Annotated in this window: 12 protein-coding genes and 1 pseudogene; 6 read left to right on the top strand and 7 right to left on the bottom strand. The window is 54.7% G+C overall.

What is annotated here, in order from left to right:
- Positions 1–853: 853 nt before the first annotated feature.
- The 4 genes from AC2FFH_RS19470 to AC2FFH_RS19455 all read right to left on the bottom strand — a co-directional run bounded on the left by AC2FFH_RS19470 (position 854) and on the right by AC2FFH_RS19455 (position 2,641).
- Complete coding sequence (locus AC2FFH_RS19470) at positions 854–1,246, bottom strand: hypothetical protein (RefSeq protein WP_496845130.1); 393 nt, start codon at positions 1,244–1,246, stop codon at positions 854–856.
- A gap of 109 nt (positions 1,247–1,355) precedes the next feature.
- Complete coding sequence (locus tag AC2FFH_RS19465) at positions 1,356–1,763, bottom strand: hypothetical protein (protein WP_496845129.1); 408 nt, start codon at positions 1,761–1,763, stop codon at positions 1,356–1,358.
- Between the two features lie 6 nt (positions 1,764–1,769).
- Positions 1,770–2,102 carry a hypothetical protein gene (locus AC2FFH_RS19460; protein ID WP_496845128.1) on the bottom strand — a complete coding sequence of 111 codons (333 nt, stop codon included), beginning with the start codon at positions 2,100–2,102 and terminating at the stop codon, positions 1,770–1,772.
- 47 nt (positions 2,103–2,149) lie between these two features.
- Complete coding sequence (locus tag AC2FFH_RS19455; RefSeq protein WP_496845127.1) at positions 2,150–2,641, bottom strand: hypothetical protein; 492 nt, start codon at positions 2,639–2,641, stop codon at positions 2,150–2,152.
- A 305-nt stretch (positions 2,642–2,946) separates the two neighbouring features.
- On the opposite strand from AC2FFH_RS19455, the gene AC2FFH_RS19450 reads away from it, so the two are divergent.
- From AC2FFH_RS19450 to AC2FFH_RS19430, 5 genes and pseudogenes are all read left to right on the top strand, one after another.
- Positions 2,947–3,261, top strand: a complete 315-nt coding sequence (locus AC2FFH_RS19450; protein ID WP_496845126.1) for a hypothetical protein — start codon at positions 2,947–2,949, stop codon at positions 3,259–3,261.
- An 826-nt stretch (positions 3,262–4,087) separates the two neighbouring features.
- Positions 4,088–5,692, top strand: coding sequence for a GMC family oxidoreductase (locus AC2FFH_RS19445; protein ID WP_496845125.1), 1,605 nt, complete (start codon positions 4,088–4,090; stop codon positions 5,690–5,692).
- 53 nt (positions 5,693–5,745) lie between these two features.
- A pseudogene (locus AC2FFH_RS19440) lies at positions 5,746–7,174 on the top strand (sulfoacetaldehyde acetyltransferase).
- Between the two features lie 59 nt (positions 7,175–7,233).
- Positions 7,234–7,464, top strand: coding sequence for a hypothetical protein (locus tag AC2FFH_RS19435; RefSeq protein WP_496769197.1), 231 nt, complete (start codon positions 7,234–7,236; stop codon positions 7,462–7,464).
- 87 nt (positions 7,465–7,551) lie between these two features.
- Positions 7,552–9,414, top strand: a complete 1,863-nt coding sequence (locus AC2FFH_RS19430; RefSeq protein ID WP_496845124.1) for an SLC13 family permease — start codon at positions 7,552–7,554, stop codon at positions 9,412–9,414.
- Positions 9,415–9,434: 20 nt separating this feature from the next.
- On the opposite strand, the gene AC2FFH_RS19425 is transcribed toward AC2FFH_RS19430, so the two are convergent.
- The gene (locus AC2FFH_RS19425) at positions 9,435–10,655 is read right to left on the bottom strand and encodes an ROK family protein (RefSeq protein WP_496845123.1); all 1,221 of its coding nucleotides are present in this window, start codon (positions 10,653–10,655) and stop codon (positions 9,435–9,437) included.
- A gap of 329 nt (positions 10,656–10,984) precedes the next feature.
- Here AC2FFH_RS19425 and betC point away from each other — a divergent pair, with 329 nt between their 5' ends.
- On the top strand, positions 10,985–12,529 hold the full coding sequence (betC, locus tag AC2FFH_RS19420; protein WP_496845122.1) for a choline-sulfatase: 1,545 nt from the start codon (positions 10,985–10,987) through the stop codon (positions 12,527–12,529).
- A 53-nt stretch (positions 12,530–12,582) separates the two neighbouring features.
- Here betC and AC2FFH_RS19415 read toward each other — a convergent pair whose 3' ends face one another.
- Both AC2FFH_RS19415 and AC2FFH_RS19410 read right to left on the bottom strand, forming a co-directional pair.
- Entirely contained in the window at positions 12,583–13,515 is a 933-nt protein-coding gene (locus tag AC2FFH_RS19415) for an AEC family transporter (protein WP_496845121.1), read from the bottom strand.
- A gap of 93 nt (positions 13,516–13,608) precedes the next feature.
- Positions 13,609–14,586, bottom strand: coding sequence for a Bug family tripartite tricarboxylate transporter substrate binding protein (locus tag AC2FFH_RS19410; protein WP_496769208.1), 978 nt, complete (start codon positions 14,584–14,586; stop codon positions 13,609–13,611).
- Positions 14,587–14,793: the final 207 nt, after the last annotated feature.

Below are 14,793 nucleotides of genomic sequence, written 5' to 3'. Positions count from 1 at the left end.
GCGTATTACTAAGGTGCTCAGGTCGACGCGAGAGCAACGTTTCCGTGCAGCAACAACAGGTGGACTGAAACGGTACAAAACTAATCCAACATTTCTCGTCTCCGAGAGCGACATATCATTTCCGAAATGAGCAAAAAAATGAAAATGGGCGTAATGTAGACGGTGGAGTTTAATAGAGACGCAGCCAGTATTGCCCATTTTAGGGATGGGGTTGTGAGAAATTTCATTAATGAACCCCAAATTAGAACTGATCCAATAAGTCCAAAATTAACAAAGACTCTTAGGAATTCGTTATGAAATACCAAGCCGGTAGATCCGTCAATGGCTCTTGAGTTTTGAACCCAAAACAACACAGACGCATTTACAGGGAAAAAGTTGAATATCCCGGTAAGGTCGGAGCCTACACCGTACCCAAACAAAAACTTATCTAACGTGATTGTCTCAAGAATATAGAAGACGCCAGCATAAGCCAATTGATATCGATCCAGACTTTCAAGGTTCAGCAAGTCGCGGTCTCGATATGTAAGTGTATAATAATAAAGAATAAATAGTAAGGCGCAAAGGGGAACTGAAAACACAACAACCCTGAGAGGAGAGATTCTGTTTTTTGATTTTAGCCATTTAGCTGCTACACCTGCAAGTAGCGCTGCAAGGCCAGTGCTGCTGCCCAGAAGAAGGATCAATCCAAACAATATTCCCTTTGTAGGGAGCCGGCTTTCGTACAGGAAAGCCAGAGCAAGTACCACTGACATATAAATTGAAATCATGCTCCCAGATGGGAGCTTGTCAATGTAGCGAAATTCGGTTCCAGAGGCGAAAAAATATCCTACATTAACGAGTATTAGTGTCCACGTCAGGTAATTTCTTTTTGCAGGCACATGTGTCTTTCCGAAAAAGAAATACAAAATAAAAGCCAAAAAAGCAGCCCCGCAACTTTGCCTTCTGCAAAAAAGGAAAAGAGGTTTGCTTGCCCACCCCAGGACAGAGCAGTCACGGTCAACGTGTATAATGCGGCAATCAGAAAATACACAGCCTCCCTAGGTACTCTGGATAGCTGCTTCTTTGTCGCGGGAATGCACAAAATTCCAACTATCGATGCAGCACCAACCAGCGCTAGCGAGACAATGGCTGGGGCAAATCCGGTGAGGAAAAACAGGACACTTAGTAAGCCAAAACGCTGCCGCGAACTACGATCAGGACCGGTGTTGTATGTTCGGGCGTGATGAGTGACGTTGCTATGTGTCATACCAAGCCATTTTTGACCGCAGCCGAGCCCACTACCGTTCCAGCGCCATGCCAAGTACGCGTGATCCCGTTCAAGAAGTGTGGGTTATGAGTTAGAGTGAACATCTCCTCTACGCCCGCCGAACTAAACTAAACGCTGATGAATCGATGCCGAAGCGTTCTGTTACTCTCCACCAGACATAGAGGTTGAGCGCAAGAGTGCCCGCCAGCAAAGCTACACCATTCAGCACCGATCCGGTGAACCATGCTGACAAGGTTGCTGCCAAAAGCAGGTAAACGGCAATTCCCCACAGACGGGCAAACATGGCGCTGGCTTCCAACCCCGATGTCTGGGCCATGGTCGTCGACGGAGCAAAGAGCAGGCTGGTGACGGCTTGGATGATCAGGATACCCCAGACCGGTAGGAAATTTGTGTGGGCCGGAAAGTTGTAGAAACTTTGAATTGGCAGGATCAGCGCGATGACGACCAGTGTCAGAACCGCACCAGCTCCGTTTGACAGCATCAGCGAGGCGCGCACTGTGTCTTACAGGGCTCCGGCGTCCTTAGCCTGAAACGCGCGCGAGAACTTGCCAACGGTCAGCCAGGTTGCGATCGACAGGGGCAGTGTCACGAAATTGCAGATGCGACGCACGATATTGTAAAGGCCCAGCTGTTCGGCACTCATCAGGTACGCTCCAATCAGAATATCGATCTGAGCCCAAGCAATGCCTGTGATCGTGCCGCCCCAATAATAAGGCGTGAACGAACCGCGCCGCCCTTTTTGGCGGATCAGCCCGGCCTTTCGGTTGAGGCTCAGGAACAAAACAGCTTCAAACAGGCATAACAGCGTCAGCAAGGCTGCAGTGCTTCCAAGCATCCAGGTCAGTTTCACCTCGGCCGTGAAAAACAGGACTGCGGTGCTGGTCAGAGCAAAAACTGAGGAGCGGCGTCCTTCAGAAACATCGAGGTATTCAATAGGTTCAGGCCGTGAAACAGGCTGCACATGCAGCTGTTCAGGTTGATCAGAAAGCCTAGCAGTACCAGCAGAATCAGCGCGGTGCTGTCGGTGCCGGGTAAATCGAGAAAGAACGCGATGATGTGGGGTCCGGCGTGCAGGATTACCGGGACAGCAACTGCAGTCAGCGCGAAAGGAAAGACAAAGATAAGCCGGGCCGCAGTGCTGGCGTCATACCCGCCAGACGTGAGAGAGAGTGCCATTTCCTTGAGCAGGTATAGCGGCGCGCCAAAAGAGATCAGTGAGGAGAACAAGAGCGCGCCGGACCATAGAAAAACAAATGCGCCATAGGTTGACGGCTCTGCCATCGAGCCGATCGCGAGCATCGCAATGAAATTGCAACCCACAACGCTGCCCCGAACCGCAAACGCAGATATGCTGCCAGAAAGCGTCAATGCCACGATCTGGTTCCTTGGATCCAATTCGCTACCTGCCCTTGATTGCCGCCAAAAAGGCCTCGGGCAATATCTTGGGCAGACACGCCTCTGGGCGAACCGAAAACCTCCAGGAAAGACAATTTGCGAAGGCCTGCGGAGTGGCCGAAATTTTCCTGATCTTGCAACACTGATTGATAGGCGAACACGTTTATTCTCTTGGTCTTCAGCGCCCTCAAAAATTTCTGGATAGTGGTCGGTGTGAAATTGTTCGAACTAGTGTCCACTGTCAGATCGTAGGTGCCTAAGGAACTCGCTCTGGTCGCCAGGGAATGATCGACCGGGAAATCCTTGCGAATGCGGTTTGGTTTCTGAAAGGCGAGGGTCAATTTTTGCTGAAGGGCTTTGAATTTGAGCATTATTTGGCCGGCGCTCAAAGGGAGGAGGCAGCCGCTAATACCACTCGAAATGTCAATTTACCTGCTACCGACGCGCAGTTCCGACAAAACGTCTTTGATGACTTTCAGGTTGCCCAAGCCGGGGCATATATTGCGGATGTCCAGATCTTTCAGAAAAGCCGGCCGCAATACATCTTCTTTGTTGGCAATCAGCCCGGCCGCCGTGCCGACTGTATCCACGACACATGATTTGTTGTCAAAACACAGCGCTGAAGCGCCAGAATACCGCGCACTCGCGCAATGCCCCGTGGAAAAGCAACCGAATCTATCAGCTATTGTGAAGAGCAAAATACGCGATCCGTTTTGAAATTTGCCGGGGTTTGAATGATGTTTCGAGCGATATTCGAAAGAATGCCGGAACGCCAGCCCGCAGTTGGGCCAATGCTGGACCGAGGCGGTGTCAAATTGCTCCATTTGGTGCTGAGCGCGCCGGGGGTGCAGTTATGTATCCCGTTGTCTTTCAGCCCGCTTCGGAACCAGCCAGCATACGTACTGTGTTGAGCTCGGCATTGCCAAGTTGCTTGACAGCGTTTGAAAGAAACCGCGGAAGGCGCGGCCAGGCTGTTAGCTCAAAGGCATGGCCATTCCAACGAGCGTGCGCGTCTGATCGTGTGTGGCGGAAGAAAACGGTAGAGGGGCATAAGCGGCGGCAGAACATGGTGTTGATTTGGTTGGGGTGAGATAGCGAAGGGCGTCCGGAGAATTATTAAAATTACCGATAGCAAGAAATAGTTTTCTGCCCCAGTTTGAAGAGGGTGTCGAAACTTACACGGGCCGTGTGGCGCTAAATAAATCATAGAAATCATCACTATTAGAGGAAATGGAGCGCTGGAAATCCGCCAATCGAAAAAATTATTGATTCTATCAAGAATAATAATATACAACGGTAATCAATAAGGATCTGCGGTGATTCCAGTTTGGACGCAAGTGCATTTCTTCGCTCAACCGGGACATGTGCATCGCGAATGGTGCGCCTATTGGCGCCATGCCGCAAACTTGGGCGAGGTTTCAGTTTATGTCGTATGACTTCATCGTTGTCGGGGCGGGTTCCGCAGGCTGTGTTCTGGCCAACCGATTGTCAGAGAACCCGAAAAACAGGGTGTTGCTGCTCGAGGCGGGTGGCAAGGACATCAACCCATGGATTCATATTCCGGTTGGGTATTTCAAAACGTTGCACAACCCCAACACAAACTGGTGCTACAAATCCGAACCTGACGAAGGGCTGAACGGCCGCTCGTTGGATTGGCCGCGGGGCAAGACACTTGGGGGCTCAAGTTCAATCAATGGGCTGCTTTATGTCCGCGGGCAAAAGCAGGATTACGACCATTGGGCCCAATTGGGCAACAAGGGCTGGGGCTGGGACGAGGTTCTGCCGTTGTTCAAGCGGTCAGAGCAGCATGAGGATGGTGAAACCGATCTGCACGGCGCCAGTGGCGGATTGTCGGTGTCGCGCATTCGCGCCAAAAGTGATATTGCCGAGGCGTTTATTGGTGCCGCCGTTGAAATGGGCGTCCCCCGAACCGAAGACTATAATGGTCAGGATCAGGAGGGCGCGGGGTATTTTCATCAGACAGCCCGTGGTGGCTTTAGATGTTCAAGCGCGCGTGCCTTTCTGAATCCGGCAAAATCTCGCGGCAACCTGACCATCATTACCCATGCGCTGACCGAAGGGCTGACCTTTGACGCAGAGGATCCCAAGCGGGTTGATGGCGTCAGCTATAGCATCAAGAGGCGCCCGCAGCACGCTCAGCTCAATCCCGGCGGAGAGGTGGTGTTGAGCGCCGGCGCGATTGGTTCGCCGCAAATTCTAGAGCTTTCGGGGATCGGTCGTGGTGAGGTTTTGACCCGGGCTGGCGTGGATGTGCGCCACGAGTTGCCGGGCGTTGGTGAGGCATTGCAGGATCACCTGCAAATTCGTCTGGTTTACGAAGTCAATGTGCCGACACTGAATGATGCCATTAACCGGCTGATCCCGCGCATTGGCATCGGTATGAACTATATGATCCGCCGGAAAGGGCCGATGAGCCTGGGCGCAAGCCAAGTGGCGGTGTTTGCAAAGTCGATGGAGGGGCTTGAAACCCCCGATATCCAATTCCATTTCCAGCCGCTGAGCGCGGACAAGCCTGGGATCGAGATGCACCCGTTTTCGGGCATCACCTCATCTGTCTGCCAGCTTAGGCCGGAAAGCCGCGGCCATATCCATATCACCAGCCCCAACGCGACTGACTATCCAAAGATCGTGCCCAACTACTTATCTGCCCCTGCGGATGAGCTTTGCGCGATCCGGGCTGTGAAGTTTGCACGGGCGATGACGAAAACCGATGCGTTGAAGCCTTACGTCGTGCGCGAACATGTCCCCAACAACAACCCGCAGACCGACGAAGAGCTGCTGGATACCGCACGTAATATCAGCCAGACGATCTATCACCCCACCAGCACTTGCCGCATGGGCAATGATCCACAGGCCGTAGTCGATGACCGGTTGCGTGTGCATGGGGTGCGCGGGCTTCGGGTGGCGGACGCCTCGATCATGCCCGCGATCGTTAGCGGCAATACCAACGCTCCGGCCATTATGATCGGTGAGAAAGCCAGCGACATGATCCTTGAGGATCACAGGTGATACCGGACCGCCGGGTTTAAGACTGACTTCAAATCTCAACAGGGAACAGTGCCATGAAAATGACGACTGAAGAAGCCTTTATCAAAGTTCTGCAGATGCATGGGATCGAACATGGATTCGGGATTATCGGGTCTGCCATGATGCCCATCTCGGACCTGTTTCCGGCAGCGGGGATCAAGTTCTGGGATTGCGCGCATGAGGTTAACGCCGGCATGAGCGCCGATGGCTACACCCGCACCACAGGTAAGATGTCCATGGCTATCGCCCAGAATGGTCCCGGTATCACCAGCCTGGTAACGCCAATCATGACCGCCTACTGGAACCATACGCCGCTGTTGCTAGTCACGCCCCAGGCGGCCAATAAAACCATCGGGCAGGGCGGATTCCAGGAAATGCCGCAGATGAACCTGTTCAAGGATGCCGTCTGCTATCAGGAGGAGGTGCGTGATCCAACCCGCATCGCCGAGGTTCTGAACCGGGTCATTCTGAAAGCGCTCCGCGGCTCTGCCCCGGCGCAGATCAACATTCCGCGCGACTACTGGACGCAAGTCATCGACATCGAACTGCCACAGGTGGTACGGATCGAACATCCGCGCGGTGATGCTGACGCGATCAGCGCGGCTGCGGACCTTCTTAGCAACGCCAAACACCCTGTAATCCTGAACGGTGCGGGCGTGATCCTGTCTGGCGGCGTCGATGCCAGCGCACGTTTGGCCGAGCGTCTTTCAGCGCCGGTTTGTTGCAACTATCAGCACAACGACGCTTTCCCCGGCTCGCATCCGCTGTCCTGTGGCCCGCTGGGTTACAATGGCTCCAAGGCTGGGATGGAGATGATTTCGAAAGCGGATGTGGTTTTATGCCTCGGCACACGGCTTAACCCGTTTTCGTCGCTGCCCGCCTATCAGAGCGAATACTGGCCCAACGACGCCAAGATCATTCAGGTCGACATCAATGCAGACCGGATCGGTCTGACCAAGAAGGTTGCAGTGGGCATTCAGGGTGACGCACGCATGGTCGCCGAGCAGATTCTTGACAAATTGGGCGAACACGCGGGCGACGCTGGTCGTAAGGAACGTGAAGACGCGATTGCCGTTGCGAAATCCACCTGGGCGCAGCAACTGGCGTCAATGGATCACGAAGATGACGATCCGGCGCAACTATCAGTGGGGGGCGGAAAAGCGAAATACGACACTTTGGTTTGACGACAACTTTGTCGGCACCGAACTGAACCTGGACGTGAACTATGCCAAAATCGCGGAAGGTTGCGGACTGAAGGGCGTACAGGTCACTTCGATGGACGATCTGACCGAGGCCCTGCGTACAGCCGTCAAAGAGCAGATGAACGACAACGTGACCACTTTCATCGAGGTCGTTCTGAACCAGGAATTGGGCGAGCCATTCCGCCGCGACGCGATGAAAAAACCCGTCTCTGTGGCTGGCATCAACAAAGATGATCTTATTCCCCAGCAGCCTCGGCTGTGACCACTCACCAGAGCAGGGCGGCCATGTGTCGCCCTGTCCCTGACCGACTGGGATAGACCATGTCTTTGATTGATCAGATCTGCGAAACATCGCGCTCCGCCAGGGACGGGCTTATCCGTATCATGCTCGTCCGTTGCGCGGGCAAAATCCGTGCGGAAACCGGCAGGGCGATTGGCGAGGGGACTGAGATTTACAACCCGCGTGTCTCACTAGAACTGAACGCCTATGCCGAGGATTATTGTGCCCTGCACCAGCTCCAGGTGTTTATGCGGCCGCCGTGCGTGCGGTGATGGAAGCGGGGCTGAGCATGTCAGTCAGCTCTATTACGGGCGTGCCCGGGCATAAGAGATACGGACAAGAATAAACTGAGGTGAGGCATGGACGCGCTGGGGCTTACATTTGAGATGGTCGTCGTATTGTTGCTGTTGGCAGCAACGATCGGGCTTTTTGTTTCGGAAATTGTCCGTGTCGATATAGCGGCTGTGCTGGTCATGGTCACCTTGGGATTGCTGACGGCAGTGCCGGGACTTGAAAACCTGATTGATGTGCGCAGCCTGTTTGACGGCTTCGCCAGTAACGCAGTGATTTCGATCATCGCAGTCATGATTATCGGTGCGGGGCTGGACCGAACGGGCGTGATGTCGACCGTTGCAGCCTGGATCACACGGGTAGGTGGCGGCACCGAGAACCGATTGATCCTGATGATCTCGGGTGCGGTTGGGGTAATATCCAGCTTTATGCAGAATGTCGGTGCGGCGGCTCTGTTTTTGCCGGTGGTCAGTCGCATCTCAACCCGAACCGGGTTTCCGATGTCGCGGCTGCTGATGCCAATGGGGTTCTGTGCCATTCTGGGTGGAACAATGACCATGGTGGGGTCGTCCCCTCTGATCCTGCTCAACGACTTGATCCTGTCGATCAACGACACCCTGCCGGCTGATGCGCAGATCACCACCTTTTCACTGTTTTCCGTAACCCCTATCGGCCTGTGTCTTTTGGCGACCGGCTTGATGTATTTTATCATTTTTGGCCGGTTCGTTCTGCCGAGCACCAAGTCAACAGACGGGCCAGCGGGCAACTCAATGTTGGACTATGTCAACGGCACCTACGGGCTGGATGGGCAGATCCATGAGATACGCATCCCCGAAGGCAGCACGCTTGTCGGTCACAGCATCGATGAGGTTCAGCGCAAGTACCACCTGCAAATCATTGCCACACACTATCAGGGGCGCACTTATCCTGCGCCGCCTCGAGATACTGAATTGGTCGCCCCCGCCACAATCGCCGTGATCGCAGCGGAAGAGGCCGTAACCGCGTTTCTGGATGAATACGGTCTGACTGAAAGTTCGGAGCTGGATGAATTTGTCGAAACGCTGGGAGCTGGAAAGGCAGGTATCGCCGAGGTGGTGATCCCGCCCGGCTCTGGTCTGATTGGTCAAACCGGCAGGGGGCTGTGGTTGAGAAAAGTCTATGGCCTGTCACCTCTGGCGATCTACCGCGGTGGCGAAACATTGTCGCGGGACCAGGAAGATCTTGGCGAGATCCCGTATCAGGCCGGTGATACCCTGGTCTGCCACACTGCTTGGGAAGCACTGGCACGGCTTGAGAAAGACCGCGATTTCGTTGTGGTCACCACCGATTTCCCCCATGAGGATCTGCGCCCGAAAAAGATCGGCTGGGCTTTGTTGTTCTTTGTTATTGCGGTGTCGCTGATCCTGTTTTCCGACCTGCGTCTCTCGCTGTGCCTTCTGGTCGGCGCGATGGGCATGGTCGTCAGCCGTGTTTTGTCTATGGATGAGGCCTATAACGCGGTCAGTTGGACGACGGTTTTTCTGTTAGCCAGTCTCATTCCATTGGGACAGGCGGTGCAATCTTCGGGGACGGCAGCCTGGATCGCTAATCAGGTGCTTGTGGTTCTGGACGGCATGCCGGTCTGGGTCATTCAGGCCAGCGTGGCGGCGCTTGCGACCTTTTTCACGCTGGTGATGTCAAATGTCGGCGCCACGGTCCTGCTGGTGCCATTGGCCGTCAATATCGCGCTGGGCGCCGGTGCTGATCCGGCAATTTTTGCGCTGACTGTGGCGATTGCCACCTCGAATTCGTTCCTTATCCCGACCCATCAGGTCAATGCGCTTTTGATGGGGCCGGGCGGTTACCGTGTCGTTGATTTTGTGCGCGCTGGCGGCGTCATGACCATCCTGTTCCTGATCGTTTCGATCGCGGCGCTGAACCTGTTCTTCTGAGGTTCAAGCCAATTGGTCGCTTACAGAGCATGCGTCAACGTACCAATCAGGCTTCCTGAATAGAGGAAATTCTGCAGTGCCACGCTGACAGCGGCCTCTTCCGAGGTTATCGAGCTTTGCATGATGATGTCGCGGGCATTGGGTCGTCCGACTTTTTCAAGTCCGTCAACAAGGCCCTGGTAGTAATCAGCCTGACGCCCCACTTCACCGGCGACGATGACACTTTCGGGATCGAAAAGAGAGAGGATCGCATCAACGCCATAAGACAGCTGCGTGCCGGCATCGCGAAAGTGGGTTCGAACACTCGGGTCACCGGCGTTCGCGGCTTCTATCGCTTTTGCCAAGCGCGTCGCAACGCGTTGCGAAGGCGCAAACTCGGAACCGAGCGCGTTCAGGATGGCTTTCCCCGAGGCGGCAACCTCCATACACCCAGTGCGACCACATGTGCAAAGTTTGTCCGAATGCGATGTCGAATAGTGCGACAGATCCCCAAACCCGTGATCCGAGGTGGTCAGAAATCTACCATCGAAATAGGCGCTGTTGCCCAGGCCAAGAGCTGCATTTATCAGATAGACGCTTTTTAACTCTTGCCCCCCAAGAAGTTCACCGCACAGGATTGCACTAGCGCGATGTTCCACCTGCACTGGCAAATTCAGCGACTGCGAAAGCGTGTCTCGCACGGGGACGTCTTTCCAGCCCAAAGGCTCTGAACTGATGAGGCCGTTACCCGAGCTGCTATCGGGACCTGCTGACATGGCAAAAGAAACCCCGACACCCAAAAGGCGATCACGTTCCATCGCTTCGTCAAAGGCCAACGTCTTGGCCCGGTTTCCCAATTCAGTAAGAAAGGCTAGCGGATCATCTATGGGTATGTCGCTGCAATCCGCTGCCCGCAAAACTTCACCATCAGCGTTTGCCAGGCTTACACTGCGACGGTTGGCGGTCAGCGAAATTCCCAGAAAAAATGCCCCTGTGGGATTGATCGACAGGTTGTATTCCCGTCGGCCCACCCGGCCGGGTACGGCGATGGGGTCTCCTTCTCTGACCAGTTTGGCGTCGATCAGTTCGCGCGTAATTCGGGAAATTGCCGCGCCAGTCAGACCGGTCAGACCTGCGAGGGTACCACGCGTCACCGGCCCGCTGCGGGCAATGAGGCTGACCAGCCATTCCCTGTTATGTCGCCGCAAGGCCGCTGTACCCTTTTCGGGCTGACCGTGTTCTTGGGGCTTGCCATCCTGCACAGCCACTCTCCTACAATTCACTTCTTCAAATGTATTCTAACCGTGTTGCAATTAATTAAAGACGGTAATTAAATATTGACTACACGTAAGCGCAGAGATAATCTGTTTCTTAAGATTGACCTTTGGTGGCAATGACTTGAGGCGGCAAAAGCGTCATTTTCTGCGGGGAACACAGCAAGTTACCCTGCTTGCGGTTCGAATTTATTGCTGCCCAGGTACTTAATACCCGCGAATAGTGCCGGCCTGACCCGGTGCAATTCGCGGCGATATGCCTCCTGCGGATTGGGCTGGGGCGAATTTCGGGACTGAAAGCTGAACGAGGCAAGACAATGGCAACTGAACAACCGAACATTTTGTTTATCCAGGCGGATCAGATGGCCGGACCGGCCATGCCTTTTCAGGGAAACAAAACCGTAAAGGCCCCGCATATGGCGCGTCTGGCCGAAGAGGGTGTTGTTTTCGAAAACTTTTATTGCAATTTGCCCATGTGCGGACCTTCGCGTGCATCGATGCATGCGGGACGATTGCCGTTTAATATTCGCATGTATGACAATGCCAGCGAGTTCCAGTCATCGATTCCCACATTTGCGCATTACCTGCGGTCCCTAGGATATCACGTTGAAATGAGTGGTAAGATGCACTTTGTTGGCGCCGATCAGTTTCATGGCTACGAAAAGCGGCACACGACCGAGATCTATCCTGCAAACTTTGCCTGGACAGTCGACTGGACAAAAGGGCGCGAATATCGCCCGACTAACCTGACCATGGCACCGATCCTTGAAAGCGGCCCTGCGATCCGGACCATGCAGATGGATTACGATGACGAGGTCGCTTACAACGGCGTGCAGGCGATTTACGATTTGGCACGCAAGGGTGACGGTAAGCCTTGGTATCTGACCGTTTCCTTTACGGAACCGCATTCTCCTTACGTCATCTCTCAGGATTATTGGGACCGTTACGACCACGATGAGATCGAATATCCGGCGGTCGATGAGATTCCGTTGGATGGGAAAGATCACCTAAGCCGGAACCTTCATTATTGTCAGGGCCGCCACGAATTCACGGTAACCCCGGAAAACCGCAGGATCGCGCGGCATGGCTATTACGGCATGATTTCATATGTCGACGACAAGGTGGCTCAGCTGCGCGAGACGATTGAGAAATGTGGGCTGGCCGACAACACGATTATCATCTTGACCGCTGATCACGGCGACATGATGGGTGAGCGTGGCATGTGGTACAAACAGCATTTCTTTGAGTGGGCGGCAAAGATACCGTTCGTTGTCCATGCGCCCAACCGTTTCAAGCCGGGGCGTGTAAAGCAGAATGCTTCGCTGATCGATCTGATGCCCACGTTGCTGGATCTGGCTGCAGGAAAACCGTTCGATGATTATGCGGGTGGCGGTATTGACGGTGAATCGCTGGTGCCCGCGCTGAACGGCGATACCTCCGGGATGGATGACATCTGTATCTCTGAATTCGCTGCCGATGGGTCGACTGGTGTCAGTCGTATGGTGAAGAAAGGGCCGCTGAAATACATGTATCTCGAAGGCGTGGATGAGCTGCTTTATGATATCGATGCCGACCCCAATGAGTTGAACAATCTGATCGACGATCCTGCCCATGCCGAAGCCTTGGCCGAGCTGCGTGAAATCGCAATGCACAATTGGGACCCAGAGGCACTGTCCAAGGAAATCGCACTGGATCAGCAGCGCCGCCTGATGATTCATCGCGCCACCGGTGGCAGTCCGACCTGGGTCAACATCGTTCGGGCCGACGATGACAACCGTTATATTCGAAACGCGGGTGCCGCTGATACCAAAGCAAAGGCGCGGCTTCCTTATGTTCCTCCGGCAAAGCCTGATCTGGTCTGATCCTAGCTGGGCTTTGTGTCTGCGGCCCGTTTGCGCGGGCCGCTTTTTTGTCTTCAGGCAGCAGCGGCAAGCCAGATCCAGAATGGTAGCGTTGCGATTGCCGCCACTGTCTGCCACAGCAGGGCTGCGGAATAGGTCCGGATGTCCCCGCCAAACTGCAGCGCCAGCACAAGGCCGTTGGGTGCGGTTGGCAGGGCGGCAAAGATCACGGCAATTAACAAGTGCAGTGGTCCCAATGCCACCATCCACCCGAATGCCAGAACCAACATCGGCAGTGCGAGCAGCTTGGCTATATTTGCGGCCACAACAAAGCGCATTTGCCCTTGTATTCGTAGCCCGTCCAGTGATGCCCCGATCCCCACTAGCATTGCTGGGGGTCCGATCTGGGCGATGATGGTTAGTAGCTCGGCCGGGGCTGCCAGAAGGTCAACGCCGAATAAAAGACACCCGAGCCCCGCGGTGCAGGCGATGACCAGCGGGTTGAACGCGGTCATGCGCGCGATGGTCAGGACCGAGGAATGTGGCGGCCGATGGCAGATCATAATAATCAGAACATTAGCGAAATTGATCAGAGGTACGGTTGCGATAATGATCGTTCCCACGGCCGCATCCGCTGATGCTCCGACCAGAGTGGTAGTGAGCAACACCCCAGCAGGTACGTTCAGTCGGGTGGCAGTCTGCACCATGCTGCTATAGGCATCGGTATGTTGGCGCAGAGCGGAAATGCGCAAATAAGACAGGGCAAGCGCCGTGAACAGGATCAGATAGGCAGCAAATAGAACCAAGCCCAGCTTGAGCGATAAGGCGGCCAGCGCTCCAGCCCTGACAAGCAGGGCGAAGATGGTCAGCGGCAACAGCACCAGATAACTTATCTGATTCAGCCAGCGCCAGAAAACCTGTGATCGTGGGATGGCCCGACGCAGCAGGTAGCCGACGATCAGGTAGCCCCACAACGGCAAAATTGCCTGAATGATTGTGGTCGTCATTCGGCGCATCCCCGAGCGAAAACTCTACGAGAAAAAAGGCCCCCCGGCTTAACCGAGAGGCCCATTTTGTCTTCATCGGTTACCGGGGTGCCGTTAGCGCACAACCATTCCCAACTTATCCGCCACTTCGCGGAATTTGTTATACTGGGCTTCGACAAAGATCTTGGTGTCCTCTGGTGACATGACCTGCGGGATTGAGCCCAGCTTTTCTGTGGATGCGATCCAGCTTTCATCGGTGGACAGGTTTTCCAGAACTGCGACCCACTTGTCCGCAGCTTCCTGCGGCATGTCTTTCGGGCCCCAGACGCCGGACCAGCCTACCACCGCTTCAAGCGCCGGGTGACCGGCTTCTGCGGCGGTCGGCGTGTCGGGCAGAGATGGTACGCGTTCGGTCGTGCTGGTCAGCAGGGGGCGAAGCTGACCACTTTCGATCGGACCGATCAGACCTGAGAGGTTGTGGAAGATGAAGTCGGCATTTCCGCTGACAACACCTGTGGTTGCTGCGCCGCCCCCTTTGAAGGGCACGTGGATCAACGCCTCGGGATCGACGCCCAGATCATCCAACAGGATCAAAACAGCCATGTGCAGCAATGTTCCGACACCAGCGGAGGAATAGGTCAGACGTTCACCGCTTTGGATCGCGTTGGCCAGATCTTCGAAGGACTGGTATTCGGAATCCGCGCCAACTGCGATCACAAAGGGGTTGGTCTCCACCAGCCCCAAAAAGGTGAACTCGTCCCACGTGTAGGGAATGGTGGTGTTCATGGCGGGCACCGTAGCCTGCGAGCCAACGCGTGACATCAGCAGAGTGTGCCCATCAGGGTTCCCCTTGGCCACCATGGTTGAGCCGGTGACGCCACCGGCACCGGCCTGGTTAACCACAAGCACATTGCCGCCAAGGTATTCCGGGGCCTCGGCGCCGATGATGCGGGCCGCCAGATCAGCTGCGCCGCCTGGGCCGTATGGAACAACCAGCGTGACGGGTTTGGATGGATACTCCGCCATCGCCGCAGATGCGGTAAGCGCCACAGCGAATCCGGCGGCTGCAGCTATTTTATTTAAAAAAACCATAAGGTTACCTCCCTTAACTAGGTTTGTTTGGACGTGTTTTTTTTATTGCCCTTATCAAAACCATATGTTATTTACTTACCGTTGGCAACTATTTAGTGAAACGCATCATACCGTCGGAGGGTTTGGGTGAGGTGCGATTCCGGACGTCAACGCGGAGGCGAAAGTCAAAGGTGGTGTGTCTTTGCGGACTTTGCAGATGACGGCCAT

This window comes from Ruegeria sp. YTSC003, assembly GCF_059609785.1.
This window is presented reverse-complemented; position numbering and strand designations above follow the sequence as displayed.